Source organism: Streptococcus ratti FA-1 = DSM 20564, from assembly GCF_000286075.1.
GTDB classification, from domain to species: Bacteria; Bacillota; Bacilli; order Lactobacillales; family Streptococcaceae; genus Streptococcus; species Streptococcus ratti.
The window spans coordinates 105585-127450 of the sequence record NZ_AJTZ01000005.1 but is presented as its reverse complement, the minus strand read 5'-3'; the positions used below and the strand labels follow the sequence as shown (position 1 = coordinate 127450).

27 protein-coding genes are annotated in these 21866 nt (G+C 42.7%); 2 read left to right on the top strand and 25 right to left on the bottom strand.

Going from position 1 to position 21866, the window contains the following annotated elements; genetic code table 11:
- Positions 1-39 precede the first annotated feature (39 nt).
- Positions 40-432: a lactoylglutathione lyase gene (gene gloA, locus SRA_RS02650; RefSeq protein WP_003087336.1), complete on the top strand. Its 393-nt coding sequence runs from the start codon at positions 40-42 to the stop codon at positions 430-432.
- 333 nt (positions 433-765) lie between these two features.
- Here gloA and smpB read toward each other — a convergent pair whose 3' ends face one another.
- From smpB to rplK, 23 genes are all read right to left on the bottom strand, one after another.
- Complete coding sequence (smpB, locus tag SRA_RS02645) at positions 766-1233, bottom strand: SsrA-binding protein SmpB (protein WP_003087335.1); 468 nt, start codon at positions 1231-1233, stop codon at positions 766-768.
- The gene (rnr, locus tag SRA_RS02640) at positions 1196-3538 is read right to left on the bottom strand and encodes a ribonuclease R (RefSeq protein WP_003087334.1); all 2343 of its coding nucleotides are present in this window, start codon (positions 3536-3538) and stop codon (positions 1196-1198) included. Before rnr ends, smpB begins: the two co-directional genes overlap by 38 nt.
- 59 nt (positions 3539-3597) lie before the next feature.
- A complete protein-coding gene (gene secG, locus SRA_RS02635) occupies positions 3598-3834 on the bottom strand; it encodes a preprotein translocase subunit SecG (protein ID WP_003087333.1) in 237 nt (78 codons plus the stop codon).
- A gap of 48 nt (positions 3835-3882) precedes the next feature.
- A complete protein-coding gene (rpmG, locus tag SRA_RS02630; RefSeq protein ID WP_003087331.1) occupies positions 3883-4029 on the bottom strand; it encodes a 50S ribosomal protein L33 in 147 nt (48 codons plus the stop codon).
- Positions 4029-5201 carry a multidrug efflux MFS transporter gene (locus SRA_RS02625; protein ID WP_003087329.1) on the bottom strand — a complete coding sequence of 391 codons (1173 nt, stop codon included), beginning with the start codon at positions 5199-5201 and terminating at the stop codon, positions 4029-4031. Before SRA_RS02625 ends, rpmG begins: the two co-directional genes overlap by 1 nt.
- A 157-nt stretch (positions 5202-5358) precedes the next feature.
- A complete protein-coding gene (locus SRA_RS02620; RefSeq protein WP_003087327.1) occupies positions 5359-6192 on the bottom strand; it encodes a class I SAM-dependent methyltransferase in 834 nt (277 codons plus the stop codon).
- A 16-nt stretch (positions 6193-6208) separates the two neighbouring features.
- Positions 6209-6805 (bottom strand): dephospho-CoA kinase, encoded by a 597-nt coding sequence (gene coaE / locus SRA_RS02615; RefSeq protein ID WP_037611447.1) that lies wholly within the window; start codon positions 6803-6805, stop codon positions 6209-6211.
- Positions 6802-7623 carry a DNA-formamidopyrimidine glycosylase gene (gene mutM / locus SRA_RS02610; protein WP_003087323.1) on the bottom strand — a complete coding sequence of 274 codons (822 nt, stop codon included), beginning with the start codon at positions 7621-7623 and terminating at the stop codon, positions 6802-6804. The genes coaE and mutM overlap by 4 nt, the downstream gene beginning before the upstream one ends.
- Before the next feature lie 50 nt (positions 7624-7673).
- Positions 7674-8198: a mycothiol transferase gene (locus SRA_RS02605; protein WP_003087321.1), complete on the bottom strand. Its 525-nt coding sequence runs from the start codon at positions 8196-8198 to the stop codon at positions 7674-7676.
- 64 nt (positions 8199-8262) lie between these two features.
- Positions 8263-9045: an alpha/beta fold hydrolase gene (locus SRA_RS02600; RefSeq protein ID WP_003087320.1), complete on the bottom strand. Its 783-nt coding sequence runs from the start codon at positions 9043-9045 to the stop codon at positions 8263-8265.
- A 130-nt stretch (positions 9046-9175) separates the two neighbouring features.
- Positions 9176-10072: a GTPase Era gene (gene era, locus SRA_RS02595; protein WP_003087317.1), complete on the bottom strand. Its 897-nt coding sequence runs from the start codon at positions 10070-10072 to the stop codon at positions 9176-9178.
- 239 nt (positions 10073-10311) lie between these two features.
- A complete protein-coding gene (dagK, locus tag SRA_RS02590; protein ID WP_003087316.1) occupies positions 10312-10719 on the bottom strand; it encodes a diacylglycerol kinase in 408 nt (135 codons plus the stop codon).
- Positions 10703-11197 carry an rRNA maturation RNase YbeY gene (ybeY, locus tag SRA_RS02585; protein WP_003087312.1) on the bottom strand — a complete coding sequence of 165 codons (495 nt, stop codon included), beginning with the start codon at positions 11195-11197 and terminating at the stop codon, positions 10703-10705. Before ybeY ends, dagK begins: the two co-directional genes overlap by 17 nt.
- A gap of 482 nt (positions 11198-11679) precedes the next feature.
- Positions 11680-12747 carry a PhoH family protein gene (locus SRA_RS02575; protein WP_003091434.1) on the bottom strand — a complete coding sequence of 356 codons (1068 nt, stop codon included), beginning with the start codon at positions 12745-12747 and terminating at the stop codon, positions 11680-11682.
- A 142-nt stretch (positions 12748-12889) separates the two neighbouring features.
- Positions 12890-13105, bottom strand: a complete 216-nt coding sequence (locus SRA_RS02570) for a YozE family protein (RefSeq protein ID WP_003087305.1) — start codon at positions 13103-13105, stop codon at positions 12890-12892.
- Positions 13102-13611, bottom strand: coding sequence for a peptide-methionine (S)-S-oxide reductase MsrA (gene msrA / locus SRA_RS02565; protein ID WP_003087304.1), 510 nt, complete (start codon positions 13609-13611; stop codon positions 13102-13104). Before msrA ends, SRA_RS02570 begins: the two co-directional genes overlap by 4 nt.
- Positions 13612-13844: 233 nt before the next feature.
- A complete protein-coding gene (locus SRA_RS02560) occupies positions 13845-14255 on the bottom strand; it encodes an OsmC family protein (protein WP_003087302.1) in 411 nt (136 codons plus the stop codon).
- 264 nt (positions 14256-14519) lie between these two features.
- Complete coding sequence (locus SRA_RS02555) at positions 14520-15014, bottom strand: hypothetical protein (protein WP_003087300.1); 495 nt, start codon at positions 15012-15014, stop codon at positions 14520-14522.
- A gap of 22 nt (positions 15015-15036) precedes the next feature.
- The gene (locus tag SRA_RS02550; protein WP_003087299.1) at positions 15037-15894 is read right to left on the bottom strand and encodes a CvfB family protein; all 858 of its coding nucleotides are present in this window, start codon (positions 15892-15894) and stop codon (positions 15037-15039) included.
- Positions 15895-16054: 160 nt separating this feature from the next.
- Positions 16055-16612, bottom strand: a complete 558-nt coding sequence (frr, locus tag SRA_RS02545) for a ribosome recycling factor (RefSeq protein WP_003087297.1) — start codon at positions 16610-16612, stop codon at positions 16055-16057.
- Between the two features lie 124 nt (positions 16613-16736).
- Positions 16737-17474: a UMP kinase gene (pyrH, locus tag SRA_RS02540; protein ID WP_003087296.1), complete on the bottom strand. Its 738-nt coding sequence runs from the start codon at positions 17472-17474 to the stop codon at positions 16737-16739.
- Positions 17475-17643: 169 nt separating this feature from the next.
- Positions 17644-18333, bottom strand: a complete 690-nt coding sequence (rplA, locus tag SRA_RS02535) for a 50S ribosomal protein L1 (protein ID WP_003087295.1) — start codon at positions 18331-18333, stop codon at positions 17644-17646.
- A gap of 99 nt (positions 18334-18432) precedes the next feature.
- A complete protein-coding gene (gene rplK / locus SRA_RS02530; RefSeq protein ID WP_003087294.1) occupies positions 18433-18858 on the bottom strand; it encodes a 50S ribosomal protein L11 in 426 nt (141 codons plus the stop codon).
- 227 nt (positions 18859-19085) lie between these two features.
- Here rplK and SRA_RS02525 point away from each other — a divergent pair, with 227 nt between their 5' ends.
- Positions 19086-19439 (top strand): DUF3397 family protein, encoded by a 354-nt coding sequence (locus tag SRA_RS02525; RefSeq protein ID WP_126417912.1) that lies wholly within the window; start codon positions 19086-19088, stop codon positions 19437-19439.
- 234 nt (positions 19440-19673) lie between these two features.
- On the opposite strand, the gene ahpF is transcribed toward SRA_RS02525, so the two are convergent.
- Both ahpF and ahpC read right to left on the bottom strand, forming a co-directional pair.
- Positions 19674-21209: an alkyl hydroperoxide reductase subunit F gene (gene ahpF, locus SRA_RS02520; protein ID WP_003087291.1), complete on the bottom strand. Its 1536-nt coding sequence runs from the start codon at positions 21207-21209 to the stop codon at positions 19674-19676.
- Between the two features lie 12 nt (positions 21210-21221).
- Positions 21222-21782, bottom strand: coding sequence for an alkyl hydroperoxide reductase subunit C (gene ahpC / locus SRA_RS02515; protein ID WP_003087289.1), 561 nt, complete (start codon positions 21780-21782; stop codon positions 21222-21224).
- Positions 21783-21866: the final 84 nt, after the last annotated feature.

Genomic DNA, 21866 nt, shown 5'->3' with positions numbered 1-21866 from the left:
TAAAACAGCTTACCCCTTAGTTAAAGAAAGGAACTACTTATGAAATTTTTACATACCTGCATCCGCGTTAAGGATTTAGACGCTTCACTTAAATTCTATCAAGAAGCACTGGGCTTTAAAGAAGCCCGCCGCAGAGACTTTCCCGATCACAAATTTACTCTGGTTTACATGGCCTTGGAAGATGATCCTGATTATGAGTTAGAACTGACCTATAACTATGGCCATGAGGCTTATGATTTGGGCAACGGCTATGGTCATATCGCTGTCGGTGTTGATGATTTGGAAGCCACCCATAAGGCTCATAAAGAAGCCGGCTACACAGTGACTGAGCTCTCCGGCCTTCCCGGCAGACCAAAAACTTACTATTTCATCACAGACCCTGATGGCTATAAGATTGAAGTTATTCGCCTTAGCCAATTCCAAGAAAAATAAATCATAACAAAAATGGGAGTGGGAAAGAAGCCAAAAATTGAAAATTTTGGTTCTCACCGCTCCCTAATTTCTAGGCGGTGACCTGAAACGGTCTTTCCCCAGACCGTTTCACTCCCACCCCCGTACAGTTGAATAGGTCAGCTCAAGAGCGTAAAACGCGAACGAAACTGCCATTCAACAATGGTTCATAGGCACTAAAGTGCCTAATGAACTGTGCAGGGGAAACTCTAGGTTAGCTAAAGCTAACAGAGTTTCTCCCAACCACTGCCTTATGATGTTAAAACGAACTCTAATTGATGAGGCTGGGCATTTTTGCCCAGCCTCATTTTATTCTTATCTCCTGTTAAACTGTTTCATTTGCCGTTTAATGTCTCGATCCTGCTCGCGGCGCTTGATAGATTCGCGCTTATCATAATCGTGTTTCCCTTTTGCCAGACCCAGCAAAACCTTGGCAAAGCCATTCTTGAGATAGACCTTAAGAGGAACCAAAGTCATCCCTGAGCCTTTCAGTTCATTTTCCAGCTTGGCAATCTCTTTCTTTTTCAGCAGGAGCTTGCGCGTACGGTCAGGATCCTGATTCCAAATGTTGCCCTGCTCATAAGGCGTTATATGGACATTATTTAACCAAGCCTCACCGTTTTTGATCTGAGCAAAACCGTCTTTAAGCGTTATTCTGGCTGCCCGCACACTTTTGATTTCGGTTCCCGTCAGTACAAGTCCGGCCTCGTAAGTTTCTAAAATCTCATAATCGTGCCTGGCTTTCTTATTTTGTGCGACGACGTTTCCCTGCCCCTTTGCCATGCTTACCTCCTTTCTTCACTGCCTCTTTGTAAAAAGGCTTTTTCTTTTTTGATTTCTTTTGTAAAAGAGCCGATTTTTTGCTACGCTTACCTGTTTTTGAGCTGCTGTCGCCACTTGGGCGTGAACGCCGCGGCTTATTCTTTTTCGCCTGTGAAACCTTCTCAATAACATCATCACCGCTGGGCATATATTCAAAATCTATATCGCCAGTTGCTTTGTCAGCCCTCGTCAGTTTTACTTTTATTTTCTGGCCAACACGGAAAACGGTACCGGATTTTTCCCCTTGAAGACTGAGGCTGCGTTCATTAAAATGATAGAATTCCGGCAAAGTCGTCACATGGATCAGACCTTCAATAGTATTTGGCAGCTCGACAAAGAGACCAAATTTGACAACACTGGATACGACGCCTTCAAATTCTTGTCCCAGATAATTTTCCATGTACTCAGCTTTTTTCATGGCCTCAACAGCTCGTTCAGCATCGACCGCCCGGCGTTCCAAACTGCTGCTTTGGGCTGCAATTTCAGGAATCCGCTCAGCAAAATGCTCTATTTTTTCAGCATTTGGTTTGTCATATTCGCGCACCAGGCGGTGTACCAAAAGGTCGGGATAGCGGCGAATCGGACTGGTAAAATGCGTATAAAATTCAGCTGCCAAGCCATAATGGCCGTGATTGTACTCTGAATACCGTGCCTGCTGCATAGACCTCAGCAGCATCATTGAGAGCACTTCACTGCCGGGCTGACCTTCTATTTTTTTCATGAAATCCTGCAGGGCTGCCTGACTGATTTTATTAGCGGTACCCCGGATGCTGACACCAAAAATACTGGCATAATCCATAAACTGCTGTATCTTTTCAGCCTTGGGTTCTTCGTGAATCCGATAGATAAAAGGCAGCTCTTTCTTAGCAAAATGCTCAGCCACGCATTCATTGGCAGCCAGCATAAAAGATTCAATCATGCGCTCGGCAATCCCGCGCTGACGCAACACAACATCCAGAGGAGCTCCTTTATCATTGACCAAAATTTTAGCTTCTGAGGTATCAAAGTTAAGAGCTCCGCGCTTCTCACGCATTTTCTCTAAAATCTTATGCAGGGTCACCATATAATGGATAGAAGGTACAATCTTATCGTATTTCTCCATCAACTCTGCATCACCGCTAATAATCTGATTGACATCGCTGTAAGTCATGCGAAAGGCTGTCTTGATGACTGTCTGGGTGATTTGGTGGCTGACAACATGCCCTTGTTTATCAATTTCCATAATGGCTGACTGAGTCAGGCGGTCAAGATTAGTATTGAGAGAGCAGATACCGTTTGACAGCCGCTCAGGCAGCATAGGAACCACTCGGTCTGTCACATAGACACTGGTTCCTCTGGCCAAGGCTTCGCGATCCAAAGCAGAGCCTTCCTTAACATAATAAGAAACATCAGCAATATGAACACCCAGCTCAAAATTACCATTGTCTAATAATTTGACATGAACGGCATCATCTAAATCCTTAGCATCAGCCCCGTCAATGGTAAAAGTGATCTCATCGCGCAGATCAAGGCGCCCAATAAAATCTTTGCTGCTTGGCGTTTCAGCAATAGCCTCAGCTTCTGCTAAAACAGCATCAGGAAATGCTGACACAATATCCATGGACTCTAAAATTTCCAAAACATCTATGCCAACATCATCTTGATGGCCCACAATATCACGGACACTGGCAACAAAATAATCATGACCCCGTGTAGGGTACTTATCAATAGCAACCTTGATAATTTCAGTACCATCTAAAACAATGGGTTCTTTTTTGATGTAAATTTTTTGGCTGATTTTTTGATTTTTACTTTTGATATAACCAGCATAATGAGGTTTTTCATCATCTAAAACAAAGCGGCCGACAACAGTTTTCAAGCCGTGCTCAGCAATTTTAACCACACGCGCTTCTGCTGCCGTGCCTTTAAGATGGTTAGCCACCTTTTTAATGACCACCTCAACCGTATCGCCGTCAATGGCATAACCGGTATCGTTTCGGCCAACAAAAAGATCCTCTTCTGCCTCATCAACAGTCACAAAGCCAAAGCCCGCCTTGTTAGCCCGAAAAATTCCCTTAACGGTAATCTGGTCTTTCTTTTCTATTTTTTTCCTCAGTGAGATGGTTCCATCTCGTTCAAAGCGCAGCTTTCCCTTGCTTTCGAGACTGGAAATCTCCTTAATCAGCGAAGGGAATTTTTTAGCACCGGCCATATTTAGGCTGCTGGCTAGGTCATCAACGCTTGATTTGCCCTTCTCCTGCAAATAATTAATAATTTTTTCTTTCATATTCTTTCCTTGATCATTTGTTTCAAAAAAAATAAGCCAGACTAGGTCAAGCTCACTTTTTATTTACTTGATAAAATCGCAAGCGCCAAGGCAATTGCCAGCCAAAAGAAGACTAGAACCGCTGTAAAGCGCTGCATAAAGGCTTCAAAGCCCCGAGCTTTCGTACGTTCAAACAAAGCTTCCGATCCGCTGTTATCAAAAACATTGCTGCTAGGATTTTTTTGCGGCTGCATAAAAATCGCAATTATCAAAATAAAAGATAAGACCAGAAGTGCTGTTAATAAAAAGTTGTACATGTACCTACTTCCTCCACTGTCATCTTAGCCATTCTAACATATTTCCTGTTAAGATTCAACATGCAGAGTTACTTTTCTTTCCTTGGGACAATACTTAAGCACTTGAATTTTTTCAGGGTGATTTTGCTTATTTTTGCTGGTCAGATAATTCTTGCTGCCGCAGCTTGAACATTGTAAATGAATTTTAATACGCACTAAATTTCCTTAACTTTCAAATAATGTCTAAAATTGATTAGGCTCCAAGAGAAATTAACAAAAACGATGGCACTGGTCACATAAAAGACCCAATGATAGCCCAGTCCTGCAGCTACGCTTGACCCAATAAAAGGTCCGATGACCTGTCCCATATAGGTAAACATCTGATTGTAGCTAAAAATACGAGAAATTCCTGCCTTAGGAGTAATCTTGGTTAAGAGAGAGTTAACACTGGGCATCAAAGCCCCTGTTCCAAAACCGTACATGAAGCGAAGCAGCCCTAATTGCAGAGGTGTTTTTGCATGGGCAAAAGAAATATACATACAAAAACTGTAAAAAAGAGCTGCCAGCAAGAGACGGTGGTTACCGATGTTATCCCCGATTTTTCCCAGAAAAGAGCTAGATATCATGCTGGAAAATCCCATGCTGGACACTATTAAACCCGATACAAACATGAGGTTTTCGGTCTGTCCCAGATGACGGATATAAAGTGTCAGAATCGGTGCAATGGACTGAGCTGAAATTTGAATAATCATGCTGGTCACAAAAAGCCCCACCATGACCTGACGGTTTTTAATTTGCTTTAGTAAATCTTTGGTTGGCAGTTCATCGCTTCTTTTAACCGGTGTAAAATCCTCCTTAATCAAAAAGATGGTCATAAAATTTAGCAGCAAAAGCAAACTGCCGACAAAAAGAAAGAGATTGCGAATGCCCAGAAGATCGGCAAAATAACCGCCCAAAAGAGGGCCAATCAAGCTACCAGCCGTAACTCCTGTTGCTAAGGTTCCCAGTGCATAGCCTAGTTTTTCCTGCGGGGCCTGCCCTGCAATTAAGGCTGTAGAATTAGGCACATAGCCTGCAAAGGCTCCATTGATGAGCCTTAAGGTCAAGAGCCAAAAGACATTGGGAACAAAGGCTAATCCTCCCATGGTAAAGGCCATAACCAGACTGGCCCGAATCATCATGGGTTTACGCCCATAGCGGTCAGCCAGCTTTCCCCAAATAGGAGCAACCAAGGCTGAAGCCAGAGCTGACAGTGAGACTGACAGACCTGCATAGAATTCCACTCTGCTCGGATCAGCACCTAACTCTTCCACAAAAAGTGCCATGAAAGGCATAACCAGTGAAAAACTTGCTCCAGTCAAAAAATTACCAAACCAAGCGACTCTCATATTCTGCCGCCAATTGACAGTCACAATACTATGCGCTTCTATAATTCATCATCTTCCTTCTCTAAACTGCTTCATTATTATAGCACAAAAGGGATTTTTTGCTTAGCAATCCGTCTCATCTGAAACTGTTTTTATTTCCCTTCACAGCCGGTTAAGACTAGGCTTTAGGCTTATGAGCGGCAATGAGAAACTGTAAGGGCAGATTTTGAGAACCCTTTTTGAGGACATAGCTGCCTGAACGCTCTTCCATCAAATCCGGCCAGATATTCCAAGCGGATTGCTGACTTTCATCAACCACATCAATCTGCAAACCTGCTTCAATCAAGGCCATAATGATTTCACTGAGTGCATGGTTCCACTGGTGATTGCGCGGATGCTGGATTTTTTCTGAAGACTCATCTGCTTCAATATAAGATCCTTCGTCTTCCCAAGTCATAGGCTCTGTCTGTTCAAAATAAGGCTGTTCAATTTTAAAGCCTTGACTGATATCCTCACCAATGGTCATAAACATGGGATGGTCATCACGAATGATAAATTTGCCGCCGGGTTTCAAAAGGCTGGCAACGACTCTGCCCCAAGCAGCAATGTCTGGCAGCCAGCACAAGACACCCAAGGACGTATACACCAAATCAAAGTCTCCCTCAATGGCTGACCTAGCATCATAGACATTTGCTTCTATAAATTCAATATTGGCATTGGCCTTTTCAGCTAGCTCTTTAGCACGCTTTAAAGATTCATCAGAAAGGTCTAGACCGACGAGACGCTCAGCTCCTAGACGTGCCAAGCTAATAGTATCTGTCCCTAGATGGCACTGGAGATGCACAACATCTTTACCTGTCAGATCTCCTATTAAATCCTTATCCTGAGCTACCTCGGGCGTGATATAACTTTTGTCTTCTAAGAGCTTGTCAATTCCGTAGCCTGACTCTTGATGCAGACGGGCACGGTCATTCCAGTTGACACGATTGTCTTCAAAATAATTTTCATCCATTGCTTTTTCCTTTCAATCAACCATCTGCTAAACGTTTTAACTGCAGCTGGAGCTGCTGCAGAGTCTCTTTCGGACTGCCATTATTGTCAATAATAACCTGAGCAAATTTCTTTTTATTCTGCAAGGGCATCTGGGCAGCCAGCCGTTTAGCAGCCTCATCAAGACTGTAGTGATTGCGCTTCATCAAGCGCTCTAACTGCTTTTCCTCATCTACATAGACCAGCCAGATTTCATCAAACCAGTCCTGATAGTCCAGCTCCAGCAAAAGCGGAATATCCATAAAAAAGATAGACTCTTTAGCAGCCAAAGCATCACGCCTGCCTGCCAATTCCTCACGGATAATCCGATTTTGCAGTTTGGCAGATTTTTCCTGATTTTCCTTGCTAGAAAAAATCAGCTGAGCTAATTTAGGTCTGTCCAGCTCCCCATCAGCCGCTAAAATCTCTGTCCCAAAGGCAAGAATGAGGGCCTGATAGAGTCTGCCTCCCTTTTTTTGCAGCTCATGCACGACCTGATCAGCGTCTATGACCTTGTAGCCAGCTCGGCGAATGTACTCAGCGACAGTGGATTTTCCCGAGGCAATGCCGCCTGTAATTCCAATAATCTTTGTCATCGTTTTTGGCAGGACGGGCAAAAATGCGTCCCGCGTCCTCCTACTTTGATTTTCTGAATTTCTGCTCCACAGCGCGGACAAGGCTCACCCGATTCGCCGTAAACCTGCAAATACTGCTGCATGGTACCATCTTCACCTAGGGCATTGCGATAGGTACGAATGGTTGATCCGCCCTTTTCAATGCCCAGCTGCAAAATGTTAATGGTTTCATCATGGATTCGCTTGATTTCAGCTTTTTTGAGACTGTCAGCCAATCGTTCCGGATAGACCTTGGCTGCCCAGAGCACCTCATCGGCATAAATATTGCCTAGACCGGCAACTAATTTTTGCTCCAAAAGCAGCGGCTTGATAGGCTTATGAGAAGACAAGACAGCCCGCTCAAAAGGCGCCAGTTTAAAGTCTTTTTTGCTTGGCTCAGGTCCTATTTTCTTTTTGATAAAATAAGCCTCTTCTTCTGATTTTGCCAGCAGTTCAAAGGTTCCAAACTTACGGACATCCTGATAGACAAGCGTTGACCCATCATCCAAGGCAAAGAAAAGGTGGAAGTGCTTATTTTCAGGTACTGCTTCAGGAAAAAGTAAGTACTTGCCTTCCATTCGCAAATGAGAAATCAGCACTTGAGCGCCTAAATCAAAAATCAAATATTTCCCACGACGACGCATGGCTTTAATTTCCTGTCCTAGAAGATCAAGCTTGAAGATTTCCAAGTCCGTCTTAACCATCTTGGGCACACGTACCTCAACAGCGACAATCTTTTTACCGACAACTAGCCGTTCTAAGCCGCGCCTGACCGTTTCAACTTCTGGCAATTCGGGCATGCTTTCTCCTTTTTCTAAACATTCTTACCGCTCTGCTATTTTCCTAAAAACTAATCCTTCAAACCCAGCAAGCGCCTAGCATAGATGACCTGACCTGAATGCATGGCCGCATCATCAATGATAGATACCAAACGGGCACCGCGAGTGACCGCAGGCGTCCAAGAGTCGTCCACAATATCATCGAGGCTGTCTTCATCAAGTGACTTAAGATAGTCTTTAGCAAGATTGGCAGCTGCATCTAGATAGCCCAGCACAAGACTCAAGTCATCCACCTGAACTTTTTGAGCTTCATCCAAGGAATGCCGCCAATCTGGCGTATCATCGGGCAAGTCCAAATGAAACTTTTCTTTCCAGCCCTGGCTAAACCAGATAGGTTCCCTATCTGCTAAATCAGAAATCTGCAGATCCATTTCACGCGCCGTATGCCAAGCCAGCCAAGTCATAGATTTAATTTGACCTGAAACTTCTGCAGCCGGAAAGCGATTAGCTTCATCAGCTCTTACGCCGTCAAATAAACGCTCAAACCGCTCCTGTGCACGGTCAACACTTTCTACTAACATATCTAAATAAGTCATACCGCTACCTCCTTTATGGCAAAAGCTGGGGTCTGCCCAGCTATAAATGTTATTTTACATACACTTAATCAGCAAAATGTCTCAATTTCTCTGGAAAAGCGGTGCCCTGTAAAAAATACCTGACCAACTGAATATGGGTATCAATATCACTAAATAACCAAGCATGACCTTTATCAGGATAATAGGCACATTGACTGTCTGTATTTTTCTTAGCTAATAGCTGATGGGCCGCATGAATAGTCTCAGATTCTTTGCCGCCTGAAACAAAGAAAGCAGGATTAGCAAAGAACAAGCCAACATTTAACACGTTAGCCTGAGACATCGCTCGGCGAAATGATTTGCTGGATGCTCTCTGCAAATCAGCAACAAAACCTCGGCAATCCTCTTCAGAAGCCCCGTCATCCTGCATCATCTTGGTCATCAAATGAGCAACTATTTTCGTGTTTTTAAACAGCGACATGACATAGACCATGGCAATGACTTTGCGATAGCCTTTTATGGGGTGGTGACAGGCACCGTCAACAATCACCCTATCAACTGCATCCGAATGACTTTCCAGCAATTTGAGAATGAGACTGCCTCCCAATGACAGACCAACAAGGTGCGGCCTGCCGTGAGCTCTGCTTTTGATAATCGCCACAATCATTTCTGTCACATCATCAAAACTTGTCCATTCTACATCACGGCTGGCTCCATGTCCAGGTAAGTCAATAACGATACAATGAAAATCTTTCTCAAGAGCACGGATGTGATGCTGCCACATTCGACTGCTGGAACCAGAGGCGTGCAAGAAGACAATCGTCTGTGCATTTTGCTGCCCAATTTCTTTAACAAATAGCTGTTTCATTCCTATCAACCTGCCTTTAGATAGTGATTAAAGGTTTCATCAGCCCAATTCGATCTCTCATATTCAAAGTCAGTACCTGTTCTTGGTTTCAACAGCACCTGCTTTTTGCTTTTAGGGTGATGACTTCTTTTTAATACTCTTTCTTATTATAACCAAAGTCAGCCAAATCCAGCTTTTTATCCCGCCAATTTTTCTTGACCTTGACCCAAGTTTCGAGGTAGACCTTGTCCCCCAGCATGAGTTCGATGTCACGGCGAGCCATCTTACCGATTTTCTTGAGCATAGCTCCTTGCTTACCGATGATAATCCCTTTTTGGCTGTCACGTTCCACCATGATGGTCGCACGGATATGGACCTTATCGGTCTCTTCATCTCGCTTCATAGATTCAATAACAACGGCAACGGAGTGGGGAACCTCTTGCTCAGTCAGTTTTAGGATTTTTTCGCGAATCATTTCAGACACCAAAAAACGTTCCGGATGGTCAGTAATTTGGTCTTCAGGGAAATACTGGAAGCCTTCCTCTAGGTTGTCCTTGAGAATGGTCATCAGAGTTTCCACATTATTGCCCTGAAGAGCTGAAATCGGAACAATTTCCTTAAAGTCCATCTGGGAGCGGAAATCCTCAATTTTTTCCAAAAGCTGATCGGGATGAACCTTATCGATCTTGTTGATTACCAGAATAACAGGAATCTTAGCCGCTTTAAGGCGCTCCATGATCATATTATCACCCTTGCCGCGCTCCTCATCAGCCGGCACCATAAAAAGGACGGTCTCCACTTCACGCAGGGTCGAATAAGCCGACTCCACCATGAAATCCCCTAGAGCTGTTTTAGGCTTATGAATTCCCGGAGTGTCAATAAAGACAATCTGCTCGGTCTTAGTCGTGTAGATTCCCATAATCTTATTGCGCGTTGTCTGGGCTTTATCGCTCATGATGGCGATTTTCTGCCCCATGACATGGTTGAGAAATGTTGATTTACCAACATTAGGACGGCCTAAAATGGCCACAAAGCCTGATTTAAACATAAAATACAGAGGACGCTAAAAGCAAGGTAAAACTAAACAGCCAGTAGAACTTCCTGATTCTCCAAACAGTTGTTTTTCGCAGTTTTTAGTCCGTGTTCATTTCGAAACGCGGAACGCGTCCATTCCTTTCTTTTTTACTTTTTCTATTACTTTTGGACTGTATGTCAGCCCAGTTTAAGGCTATTGGTCAAATGATCTGACAAGATAAACTCACACCGCTGTTTTTCCCAGCTCTGCCATTAGCCAAAAATCAAATCAATAATCTTTGGCACAAAAATAATCAAGCCGGTTAAAGCCGCAAAGCCCGAAATCATCAAGACAGCGCCAGCTGCCATATCCTTAGCATTCTTAGCCAGCATGGAAAAGTGATAATCACTGGCCAAATCAACAACATTTTCAATAGCCGAGTTCACAATTTCAAAGGTTATAACCAAAAAAATACTTAGTAAAAGAAAAAGCCATTCTATGACTGACACTTTAAAGACAAAGCCTGCAATAACAGCTAAAACAGCTGATACCGCATGCTTTTTCATATTGCGCTCTTCCCTAAAAGCCGAAAAAATTCCCGTCAGAGCGAATTCAAGACTGGAAGTTAGGGTTCTGTTTTTCCATTTTTTTTGGCTTTGTTTATTATCTCTTAAGTCCATAGGCATTCAATATCTCTTCCTGTAGGCTGAACATTTCTTCTTCTTCTTGGGGACTATAATGGTCATAACCATTGATATGCAAAAAACCGTGCACCGCTAAAAAGCCCATCTCACGCTCAAAGCTGTGGCCGTAGTCGTTAGCTTGTTCCTCAGCCTTATCGACCGAAATAAATAATTCACCGATATAGCTGTCAAACTCATCCATCATCTCTGCTAGTTCAGGATTGTCTTTCAGGTCTTCCTCATTAAAAGAAAAAGGAACTTCTGGCTTATACTCTAAACTAATAACATCCGTTGGGCGGTCGGTGTCACGATAGGCTAGATTAAGTTCATGGCTGCGCTCATTAGTAACGAAAGTCACCGCCATTTCCTTGTTTTCCTTACCAATCTTTTGAGCTGCAAACTCCAATAAATCCAAGGTTTGCTTCTTAATTTCTTCAGAAACTTGACCAGTTTCATCAATCATTTCAACATACATGTCTAATGTAAAAGGCCTGATGCAGCAGAAATTTAGACAGTTAAAACAAAATAATCAAGCCACTCAGCTGCAGATCAATCATCTGACGCAGGCTAAGTACTGTCAAATCTTAAAATAAAAGAGCAAAGCAGCAGTTTTCTTTAAAACCGCGATTAAAGCTTACCCTTAACTAATCTAAATTCCAAGCGTTCACATTTGTGTCTGCTCCTAGGCACAAACCAGCCTTATCCTTCCTGCTCTTCTAATCTTATTACTTTATTATACCATAAAGCCCCTGCTTTCTAAAGAAAAGCCCTGCTGGGCTTTATGACGTCTTTGCTGCCTGCAGTTTTGATGCAGCAGTCACATAGATATTTTTCCCCCGACAATCACACTTTGCCTCAGGTCTTTGGATACGTTTTTTAGCCCACTTTCCCTCTCTCAAAGATAAGTTCTTCTGCAAGCGAATATGCTCAAGTTCAGTCGTGGGCAGTTTGTTCAGACTAGCTAAGAGAGCTGCCTTGGTCATCTGCTGGCTCTTGGGCTGGCTCACCAATGGTTTCGTAGCTGGTCAGGCCTGATTTTTCTTCTTTTGGAAAATAGCTGCGCTCCCTGTCGGTTGAATTTTCATAAGCATTGATAATCTCAGCAACTACAGGGTGTCTGACCACATCCTTAGCTGACAGATAAACAAAATCAATCTGTTTAATATTCTTTAGTTTTTCTGAAGCATCAATCAAACCGGACTTCACATTACGGGGCAAATCAATCTGACTAATATCCCCATTGACAATCATTTTGGAATTAAAGCCAAGGCGGGTCAGGAACATTTTCATCTGCATGATGGTCGTATTTTGCGCTTCGTCCAAGATGACAAAGGCGTCATCCAAGGTCCGTCCGCGCATGTAAGCCAAAGGCGCAATTTCAATGATTTCACGCTCCATGAGCCGTGCAGTCTGCTCTTTCCCCAGAATTTGATAGAGGGCATCATAAACAGGACGCAGGTAAGGATCAACCTTTTCTCTCAAATCACCCGGCAAAAATCCAAGGCTTTCGCCTGCTTCAACAGCCGGACGCGTTAAAATAATGCGCTTGACCTGACCTCTTTTTAAAGCGGTTATAGCCAGCGTGACAGCTAGAAAAGTTTTCCCTGTTCCGGCAGGACCTATGCCAAAAACAATATCATGATTCTTAACGCTGTCCACATAAACCTTCTGTCCCAGTGTTTTAACACGAATAGGCTTGCCATAAGAATCCCTAATAATTTCCTCTTCATAGAGGGCCACAAATTTATCAATACTACCGTTTTGAGCCATAGAGAGGGCTGTTACCACATCTGAAGTATTGATAATCATGCCTCGTTTAACCAAAACAAGCAGGGCTTCAATGGTCAGGCGGGCTAAGTTAACTGCCTCCTCACTGTCTCCAAGAATCTGCACCCGCTCGGTTCTGGCATGAATGATGACCCCGAGATGCTCCTCAATGAGCTTTAGGTGACGCTCATTGGAACCAAAAAGATTCATCATATCGTCGGGATGGTTTAAGCTAATATCAACAGAATAATCTTGCAAAAGCAGCTCCTTTTTTATATTTTTTAGGGAGCATATCAAATTGCTCTTTTCAGCTAAAGCTGATACATAGTGACATGCAGCCCTGTTCATCTTCTTACTTTTGATATTATTATATCAAAAAATCACGCTGACCGCGTGACTTTTAATGTGCCAGATAATCCTCCCAAATCTTGTCAAATTCACTCAGATTAAAGGAAAAGTTCGCCTCATCTTCCAAATACCGGCTGACTGTTTCAAAACTGTCCGTATGCTTGGGAAAGGTAGTATCCTCAAAAACCAAGTCTGCTAAAATAGCAGCAGGCTCCTGACTTTTGGCATTGCGCTGTGTCATCAGCCAAGTATAAAATGATTTCCTCATGACCAGTTCTCCTTTAAAAATTGATGGCGAACAGCACTGCTTTGCGCATAGCGTTTAGGATTTTTCCGATAGAAAGCCTGATGGTAAGTCTCTGCTTCATAAAAAGGCTGCGCTGCTTCAATCGTTGTTACAATAGGTTTATCAAAGTAGTTGGATGCCTGCAATTTTGCCTTAGACTGCTCCGCAATTTCCCGCTGCTGGTCATTAGCATAAAAGATTACAGGGCGATAGTTGTCACCGCGATCCTCAAATTGTCCAAAAGCATCGGTCGGATCAGTCTGCCGCCAGTAAAGCTCCACAAGATCAGCATAAGAAATCTTATTCTCATCAAAGATAATTTCTACAGCTTCCGTATGTCCAGTTGTATGACTGCAAACCTGCTCATAAGTCGGATTAGGCACATGACCGCCTGTATAGCCTGACCGGACAGACAAAATACCGTCTTGTTCTTCAAAAGGCTGGACCATACACCAAAAACAGCCGCCTGCGAAAATTGCTTTCTGCATTCTTCTCTCCTTGTTTAACTCCCATCATTATAACAAAATAACAAAAATTTAACTATCTGATATCAAAAACCAAACTGAATTTTTCCAGCTCAGTCTGACTATCATATTTCAATAGCAAGGAAAAGCACGTTCACGACATGCCTTTCAGCCTTTATTGCAGCAGTATTTACCATTGACCTGCCAAGTTGAACAAATCTTTTTAATCACTGCCGCACGGCTAATATTTTTTAAACCTAATCTCTTCCGTTTTCCACCTGAAGAGTTATTGTTGGCGATTGCTGGATAAGTTTTGAGACCGGACAGCGCTGGTGCGCTTCCTCAACAATTTTTTCTGCCTGCGCCAGTATCATCCCCTCAATGGTCACCCTTGCATCTAAAGAAAAATAATATCCCGGCTTAGTGGTTTCTTTATTTAACGTCGCAGTTACTTCTGTTTTTGATGAATAATGAGATTTTCCCTGAGCTTCTAAAAGGGATTCAATAGTTGCATTAAGGCAGGTTGCCCAAGCGCTGGACATCAATTGTTCAGGATTGAAGCCGTCTCCCTTATCAAGAGGATGCTGCGTTTCAATGGAGGCATGGTCAGAAAAGTCCAATTTTCCCCTAAGCCCCTGACTGTTAGTTGCAATTGTTTGATAAATCATAAAAATCCTCCTACTGGTTTAAGATAAACCCATTATGGCATGGTCAAAGGCGCTGGTCAATAAAGATGACCTAAATTATTTAAAAGAAATGGGACAGATAGCCCTGATGGCTGCGCAATTGCTAACAGTCATTTTCTCCACCAAGTTTCCTATCATATATAGGAGACTTGCTTGTCATTTTTAAGCAAAAGTAAGACAGGGCCGGACATATAGGCTTAAATAATTTCTGCTTCGATTAATATAAAAGCTTCCCCATCATCCTTCTTACAAGAATTGCAAAACTTGATAGAGTAGACCCACAAGCGGACAAACTACTAAGGGCCATAATAGCAGGTGTTCTGGCAAGCCTAGACTGACCATCCAGATTTTGGTCTGCCAAGCTGAACAATCTTCTGTTCCAGGAATCATCAGCTGAGACAGTTTTTTCTGGCGAAAAAGCCAATCCAGACCGATGAGATCACCCAAATTGACCAGAAACATCTGCCAATAACCTGTCACAAATAGCGGAAGAAAGCCTCTGATGGGCAGAAAGGCGGTCGTTACCAAGCCTAAACCCAAGATCAACAGATAAATCCAGAATAGCCGCTTTCTCATCTTCTTACGCTGAAGCAAGTCAGGTTTGGGAGCGAGCTGCTGTATTTGCTTGGGCAGCATGGCAGTCACTGCTGTCGGATAAGCTAGCCAGAGCCTAGCAAGCGCACCATTAAACACCAAACTCATCACAAGACCGACCACGGTCACTTGAAAGCACAAAGCCATTGCCAGTCTCCCATCTGAAATCTTACTTGATTAACTCTGTTCCGTTGCTATCCTGCTTAATCTTCTTTGCCTTCATCAGCCCACCGAGAGCTTTTTTGAACTGTCCTTTAGAAATACCGAAGGTCGCTTTGATGTCATCTGGCGATGATTTATCATTCAAGGTCATAAAACCCCCGCTGCTCTCCAAATAAGCCAAAATCATCTGAGCATCATTTTCCAGCATCTCAAAGGAACGAGGCTTCAAAGAAAGGTTGAGAGTGCGGTCAACCTGACGATAGCCAATCACACGCGCTGTTACTTCTTCTCCCAAGCGAGGTTCCGCATAGCGCTCACTGGGATGGATAAAGCCCAGCATATTATTATCCGGTAAGTAAACAAAGGTACCTGACAGCTTTAGACGATAAACGATGGCTCGCAAGTCTTGATTTTGCATATTATCATAAGCTGGACCGGCTAATTTTTGAAAAACCGTTTGTTCAGCAGGAATACCCCAGATGCGGCCTTTTTTGTCCACATCAAGCTTAATATACAATTTATCCCCTTTTTTAGGCCACAATTCTTTCAATTCCGGCAAAAGATCCAAAGAAACCACAATTTCCTTGTCAGGAATCCCTGTATCTACAAACACACCGAGATCGCGGCGCACATTTGTCACCACACCCCAGCCATAAGACGTTCGGCTTACCGCTGGAATAAGTGTTGTCAGACGGGATTTTTGATGCAAATCTGTGTAGACAAAACCTGTGACCATTTCACCTAGCTGACGGGAGCCCTCTTCCTTATCAAGTGCAAATGTTAGACCATCTTTTTGGATAAAGTAAAAGGCAGCATTTTCATCTGTTATCATGCCTGTGATAACAGTTCCCAATAATTCATTCATATCATTCCCATTTCTTTTTAAGAAAAGATAGGAGCAGAAACATGATCAAAAACTAAAACTGTTTTGATGTGTCACCTGCCCCATATCTTTGCTGCTGTTTAAGAGACTTAAAACAAGGAAAATCAGCCAGTAAAACTGACAGATTTTTAAAAATTAAACTTTAGACTTCAAGCAGTTCTTTTTCCTTGTTGGCTGTCATGTCATCAATGTGTTTGACAGCATCGTCTGTTACCTTTTGGATATCCTTTTCAAGAGATTTCAGTTCATCTTCGGTGATTTCCTTAGCCTTTTCTTGCTTCTTAGCTTCATCCATAGCATCACGGCGGATATTACGGATAGCAATCTTGGCATTTTCACCAACTTTTTTCACTTCTTTAGCCAAGTCTCTCCGCGTTTCTTCGGTCAAAGCTGGGATAACCAAACGAATAACAGAGCCATCATTAGCTGGATTGATTCCAATATCTGAAGCATTGATGGCATGTTCAATATCTTTTAATGACGATTTATCAAAAGGTGAAACCAAAAGCACACGCGCTTCTGGGACAGTAATTGAAGCCAGCTGATTCAAAGGCGTTGGTGCCCCGTAATATTCGACTTCAATGCGGTCTAAAAGGCTGGCATTAGCGCGTCCAGCACGGATGCTGCCGAATTCACGCGCAAGAGACTGGTGTGACTGTTCAAATCTTTCTTTAGTTTTTTCTATAATAGCATTTGCCATTGATATTCTCCTTATATTAAGATACTAAGGCATAAGCGACACAAAGCAAAAAAGGGAGGGTCGACCAAGAGTCAAAGGACTCTAGGAGAAGCTATCTTTTTGACAGGGTCGTAGCCGTGTTCAATTATTCTGAATCAGAAATTTTGCTGGTTACAGTTGTTCCAATTTGCTCACCAAAGATAACACGTTTGATGTTTCCTGATTCATTCAGATTGAAAACAACTAAGTCAATGTCATTGTCCATTGACAGTGAGCTGGCTGTTGAATCCATAATTTTAAGTCCACGTTTGAGAACTTCCATATGGGTTAACTCATTGAATTTGATAGCATCGGCATTTTTACGGGGATCATCATTATAAACTCCGTCAACACCATTTTTAGCCATCAAAATGGCATCTGCTTCAATTTCTGCTGCGCGAAGGGCAGATGTTGTATCGGTTGAGAAGTAAGGAGAACCAACACCCGCGGCAAAGATAACAATACGACCCTTTTGGAGGTGACGCAGTGCCCGTCCGCGAATATATGGCTCTGCAACTTGCTGCATGGCAATGGCCGTCTGAACACGCGTGTCTACTCCCACATGCTGGAGAGCATCTGCCATGACAAGAGCATTCATGACCGTACCAAGCATTCCGGTGTAGTCAGCCTGAACACGATCCATACCTGCTTCAGAAGCAGGTTCGCCTCTCCAAAGGTTACCGCCGCCAATAACCAGAGCAATTTCAACACCGGAATCATGAACTTCCTTGATTTCCTGAGCAATTGCCTGAACAGTTGGGATGTCAATGCCAACTCCTTTTTCTCCGGCTAAGGCTTCACCAGAGAGTTTAATCAATACACGATTATATTTAGGTTTTACCATTATCTGTACTCCTTACTTTATCCCTAATATTTTACCATACTTCTATTAAAATTTATAGTACAGTTCCCTTTTATTTTTTAAAGGGAATTGACTTTTCCCTTAAAACTATTTTTATGGTTGATTGCAGCAAAAAATCCAAGGCTGGTACCTTGGATTTTATCTTTTTAGCTTAAAATGAGTTTGCATCAACTTTGATACCAGGTCCTTGAGTTGTTGTAAGGGCAAGGTTTGTAATATAAGTACCTTTTGCAGTAGCAGGTTTAGCTTTTACGATAACATCGTTGAAAGCTTTGAAGTTTTCAACCAGTTTATCTGCCTCAAATGATACTTTACCGATGATAGCCTGTACGTTACCAGCTTTATCAGCACGGTAAGTGATTTTTCCGCCTTTAGACTCTTCAACTGCCTTAGCAACATCCATTGTTACTGTACCAGTTTTAGGGTTTGGCATCAAGTTACGCGGACCAAGGACACGTCCCAGGCGGCCAACAACTGCCATCATATCTGGTGTTGCAATAACAACATCAAAATCTAACCAGCCGCCGTTGATTTTTTGAACGAGGTCATCTTCACCAACGAAATCTGCACCGGCTTCTTTAGCTTCTTCAGCCTTAGCACCGCGAGCAAAAACAAGAACGCGTTGCGTTTTACCAGTACCATTTGGCAATACCATGGCACCGCGGATTTGCTGGTCAGCTTTCTTAACATCAATGTTAAGGTTGTAAGCAACTTCTACAGTTGCATCAAATTTTGCGAAGTTAGTTTCTTTTGCGAGTGCAACAGCTTCTTCTACGCTGTATGCTTTTGTGCTGTCAATTTTTTCAAGAGCAGCACGTAATTGTTTGCTTTTTTTAGCCATTTTTTCTTCTCCTTGTAATGTGGTCATATCGATTTTCATCTCCCACGTCACTCATCAGGTTGTGATGAAGTTATTGCGGGTAATAAGGGTGTCTACTGATTAGTCAGTAACAGTGAATCCCATAGAACGAGCAGTACCTTCAATCATACGCATTGCAGACTCAATGTTTGCAGCGTTCAAATCTGGCATTTTTGTTTCAGCGATTTCTTGTACTTGCGCACGCGTTACTGAAGCAACTTTAGTTTTGTTAGGTTCACCAGAACCTTTGTCAACACCTGCAGCTTTTTTCAAAAGAACGGCAGCTGGCGGTGTTTTTGTTACGAAATCAAATGATTTGTCTTCATAAACTGAGATAACAACTGGGATGATCATACCAGCTTGATCAGCTGTACGAGCGTTAAATTCTTTGGTGAATCCCATGATGTTGATTCCTGCTTGACCAAGTGCTGGTCCAACTGGCGGAGCTGGTGTTGCTTTACCAGCAGGAATTTGAAGTTTTACGATGTTTTCGACTTTTTTAGCCATTGTATAAATCCTCCTGTTGTGGTTCTTTCGGTAATTAAAAGATTTTTACCTCCCACAAATATGCCATTACAGCATACCTACTTATTATACACCATTTTAGACAAAAATCAAGATATTTAAACAGGGAATTTCTTTTCTGCTCTACCTTTGTCAATGGTGTGAGGCCAAAGCATTTTTATTTGCATTCAGACATTTACTTTCTTATAAAATCGTTATAAAATAAGATTATGACTATGTACAAATTTATGGCTGTAGCCTTTATCTTTTTAACTTTAATTTTTTCTTATATTATTGTGTCAACCTTCCACTTAAGGCGCTTTGGTCTGAATCTTGCTGATCTTGCACTGCCGCTTTTTGCAGCAGAAATTGTTCTGGTCTCAGCTAAGTTTTATACCCACAGTTTTCTGCCGCATTATTTGCTGGCCATGTCAATTCTGGCCTTGACGCTAGCCATTCGGCAGCTCAGGAAAAGAAAAGCTTTTTCTTTCAGGCGCTTTTTCAAATTTTTTTGGCGGGCTGGTTTCATTTTGACCTTCTTCTTTTATCTAGCGACTGTTATTGCTGCCTTTCTTGCCAACTGATTATAACTTCATACTAAAAAAGAGTTTGGGACAAAAGTCTTAAACTCTTTCAATTTATGCGGCCTCAGCTGTTTGACGCAGTCGTTTATTGTCGATTTTTATCTGTAATAAACTGTGCTCAATTGAGCCAGTTTTATTCAGTGGAGGATTTCTACCTGAGGCTTAAAATAGGAGAGCGAGAAAAATCGAAATCGCCATTTAATGGCGATTTACCGACTATTAATAAAGGCTAAATCAGCTCTGCCTGATCAAATAATCAAAGGCCCCCAAAGCTGCAGTCGCTCCAGAGCCCATAGCAATAATGATTTGCTTATAGGCAGAATCGGTACAGTCTCCTGCCGCAAAAACTCCAGAAATATTTGTCGCTCCTTGTTTGTCAGTGATAATTTCACCCTTACTGTTTAGAGCTAAATCACTGTCTGTAAGCCATTTTGTATTAGGAACCAGACCGATTTGAATAAAGACACCAGATAGATCCAGATGATGTTCTTGATTAGAGGCACGGTCCACATAATCCAAACCTTCAACATGATCGCTTCCCACAATGGCTTTGGTAGCAACATTGGTCAAAATACTAATATTGCTGAGCGCCTGTGCCCGTTCTTGCAGAATTTGGTCCGCTTTTAAATCTGGTAAAAATTCCAAAACATAAACATGACTGGCCAATCCAGCTAAATCAATAGCAGCCTCAAGCCCAGAATTCCCACCACCGATAACAGCCACCTTTTGACCTTCAAAAAGCGGACCGTCACAGTGCGGACAGTAAGTCACACCTTTGTTGCGAAATTCTTCTTCTCCGGGGACATTGATATTGCGCCATTTTGCCCCCAAAGAAAGGATTGCTGTTTTGGCTTTCAAAAGGGCTCCGTTTTCCAGCTCCACTTCAATCAAGTCGTTTTTTCTGAGAGCCTTAGCTTTCTGAGCTTTCATAATGTCAACAGGATATTTTTTGACATGCTCTTCCACCTGAGCCATCAGCTGTGGGCCTTCTATGTAAGGAGTGCCGATCATATTTTCAATGCCGACAGTTTCCAAGACCTGACCGCCAAAGGTTTCTGCTAAAAGACCTGTTTTAATCCCTTTTCTGGCAGCATAAACAGCTGCACTGCTACCTGCAGGACCGCCTCCGACAACCAGCACATCATAAACACCTTTGTCAGCAAAATCTTCCTGACTTAAGGGACCTGAAATTTTCTCTAAGAGCTGCTCAATTGTTGCACGCCCAGAAGTGAATTCCTGTCCGTTTAAATAAACAGTCGGCACCGACATGATACCCTTTTCTTTCACTTCTGCTTCAAACATGCCTCCTTCAACCATAGTATGGCTGACATTAGGATTAAGAATGGCCATGATGTTAAAGGCCTGAACGACATCGGGACAGTTATGGCAGGTCAAACTGACATAAGTTTCAAAATGCAAGGGACTGTCAATAGCTTTTATTCTTTCAATAATATCCGCTTCCACCTTGGGCGGACGGCCAGAGACCTGCAGCAAAGCTAAGATAAAAGACGTGAACTCATGTCCCAGAGGAAGCCCTGCAAATTCTACTCCTGACTGCCTTCCTTTTTGAGCAATTCGAAAGCTCGGCACTCTTGACAGCGCCTTTGCCTCAAGACTGATACGCTCAGACATGGCTGCAATTTCTTCAAGAAAATCCCTTACCTTTGAAGAATTATCATCCTCTGCCAGATTAGCTTCCAAAACAATATCAGATTCCAGCAGCTCTAGGTACTGGCTCAATTGTTGTTTGGTGTCTGCATCTAAAGCCATAAACAGCCTCCTTTAAATTTTACCAACCAAATCTAAACTTGGTTTTAGAGTCTCTGCTCCTTCTTTCCATTTAGCCGGGCAGACTTCACCTGGATGGCTGCGAACATACTGAGCGGCACGGATTTTGTCAATTAGAGTGCTGGCATCTCGTCCAATACCGTCAGCATTGACTTCCATCATTTGAATGATCCCGTCTGGATCAACAATAAAGGTTCCGCGCTGAGCCAAACCGTCTTCACCTAAAACATCAAAGCCTTGAGAAAGCACATGAGACGGATCGCCAATCATGGTATACGTGATTGTACCGACAACATCTGAATCATCGTGCCAAGCCTTATGAACAAAGTGAGTGTCTGTAGAGACAGAATAAACTTCAACTCCCAATGCTTTCAAGGCATCATACTGTTCCTGCAAATCACCGAGTTCTGTGGGACAGACAAAGGAAAAATCAGCTGGATAGAAACAAAAGATTGACCATTTCCCTTTTAAATCCTCATTTGAGACGGTCACAAATTTACCATTATGGTAAGCATCAGCTGAAAACTCAACCATTTCTTTTCCGACTAAAGACATATTTCGTCCTCCTTTTATTTTGAAAACATTATAGGAAAACTCTTACAAAAAGTCCAATAATCAGCTTAAAGAGATAACTTTTAT

Coding starts and splice junctions, on each gene's coding strand:
- SRA_RS02570 (WP_003087305.1), bottom strand. CDS start 13,105: ATGAGGAAATCATTTTATACTTGGCTGATGACACAGCGCAATGCCAAA.
- SRA_RS02560 (WP_003087302.1), bottom strand. CDS start 14,255: ATGATTTATCAAACAATTGCAACTAACAGTCAGGGGCTTAGGGGAAAA.
- SRA_RS02620 (WP_003087327.1), bottom strand. CDS start 6,192: ATGGATGAAAATTATTTTGAAGACAATCGTGTCAACTGGAATGACCGT.
- dagK (WP_003087316.1), bottom strand. CDS start 10,719: ATGGACTTAAGAGATAATAAACAAAGCCAAAAAAAATGGAAAAACAGA.
- rnr (WP_003087334.1), bottom strand. CDS start 3,538: ATGAAAGAAAAAATTATTAATTATTTGCAGGAGAAGGGCAAATCAAGC.
- SRA_RS02555 (WP_003087300.1), bottom strand. CDS start 15,014: ATGGCTTTGTGCTTTCAAGTGACCGTGGTCGGTCTTGTGATGAGTTTG.
- smpB (WP_003087335.1), bottom strand. CDS start 1,233: ATGGCAAAGGGGCAGGGAAACGTCGTCGCACAAAATAAGAAAGCCAGG.
- coaE (WP_037611447.1), bottom strand. CDS start 6,805: ATGACAAAGATTATTGGAATTACAGGCGGCATTGCCTCGGGAAAATCC.
- ybeY (WP_003087312.1), bottom strand. CDS start 11,197: ATGTATGTTGAAATGATTGATGAAACTGGTCAAGTTTCTGAAGAAATT.
- SRA_RS02625 (WP_003087329.1), bottom strand. CDS start 5,201: ATGAGAGTCGCTTGGTTTGGTAATTTTTTGACTGGAGCAAGTTTTTCA.
- pyrH (WP_003087296.1), bottom strand. CDS start 17,474: ATGGTAAAACCTAAATATAATCGTGTATTGATTAAACTCTCTGGTGAA.
- gloA (WP_003087336.1), top strand. CDS start 40: ATGAAATTTTTACATACCTGCATCCGCGTTAAGGATTTAGACGCTTCA.
- rplA (WP_003087295.1), bottom strand. CDS start 18,333: ATGGCTAAAAAAAGCAAACAATTACGTGCTGCTCTTGAAAAAATTGAC.
- era (WP_003087317.1), bottom strand. CDS start 10,072: ATGTTTAAATCAGGCTTTGTGGCCATTTTAGGCCGTCCTAATGTTGGT.
- mutM (WP_003087323.1), bottom strand. CDS start 7,623: ATGCCCGAATTGCCAGAAGTTGAAACGGTCAGGCGCGGCTTAGAACGG.
- secG (WP_003087333.1), bottom strand. CDS start 3,834: ATGTACAACTTTTTATTAACAGCACTTCTGGTCTTATCTTTTATTTTG.
- ahpF (WP_003087291.1), bottom strand. CDS start 21,209: ATGGCTTTAGATGCAGACACCAAACAACAATTGAGCCAGTACCTAGAG.
- frr (WP_003087297.1), bottom strand. CDS start 16,612: ATGGCAAATGCTATTATAGAAAAAACTAAAGAAAGATTTGAACAGTCA.
- SRA_RS02605 (WP_003087321.1), bottom strand. CDS start 8,198: ATGACTTATTTAGATATGTTAGTAGAAAGTGTTGACCGTGCACAGGAG.
- SRA_RS02600 (WP_003087320.1), bottom strand. CDS start 9,045: ATGAAACAGCTATTTGTTAAAGAAATTGGGCAGCAAAATGCACAGACG.
- msrA (WP_003087304.1), bottom strand. CDS start 13,611: ATGCAGAAAGCAATTTTCGCAGGCGGCTGTTTTTGGTGTATGGTCCAG.
- rplK (WP_003087294.1), bottom strand. CDS start 18,858: ATGGCTAAAAAAGTCGAAAACATCGTAAAACTTCAAATTCCTGCTGGT.
- SRA_RS02525 (WP_126417912.1), top strand. CDS start 19,086: ATGACTATGTACAAATTTATGGCTGTAGCCTTTATCTTTTTAACTTTA.
- ahpC (WP_003087289.1), bottom strand. CDS start 21,782: ATGTCTTTAGTCGGAAAAGAAATGGTTGAGTTTTCAGCTGATGCTTAC.
- SRA_RS02550 (WP_003087299.1), bottom strand. CDS start 15,894: ATGAATGAATTATTGGGAACTGTTATCACAGGCATGATAACAGATGAA.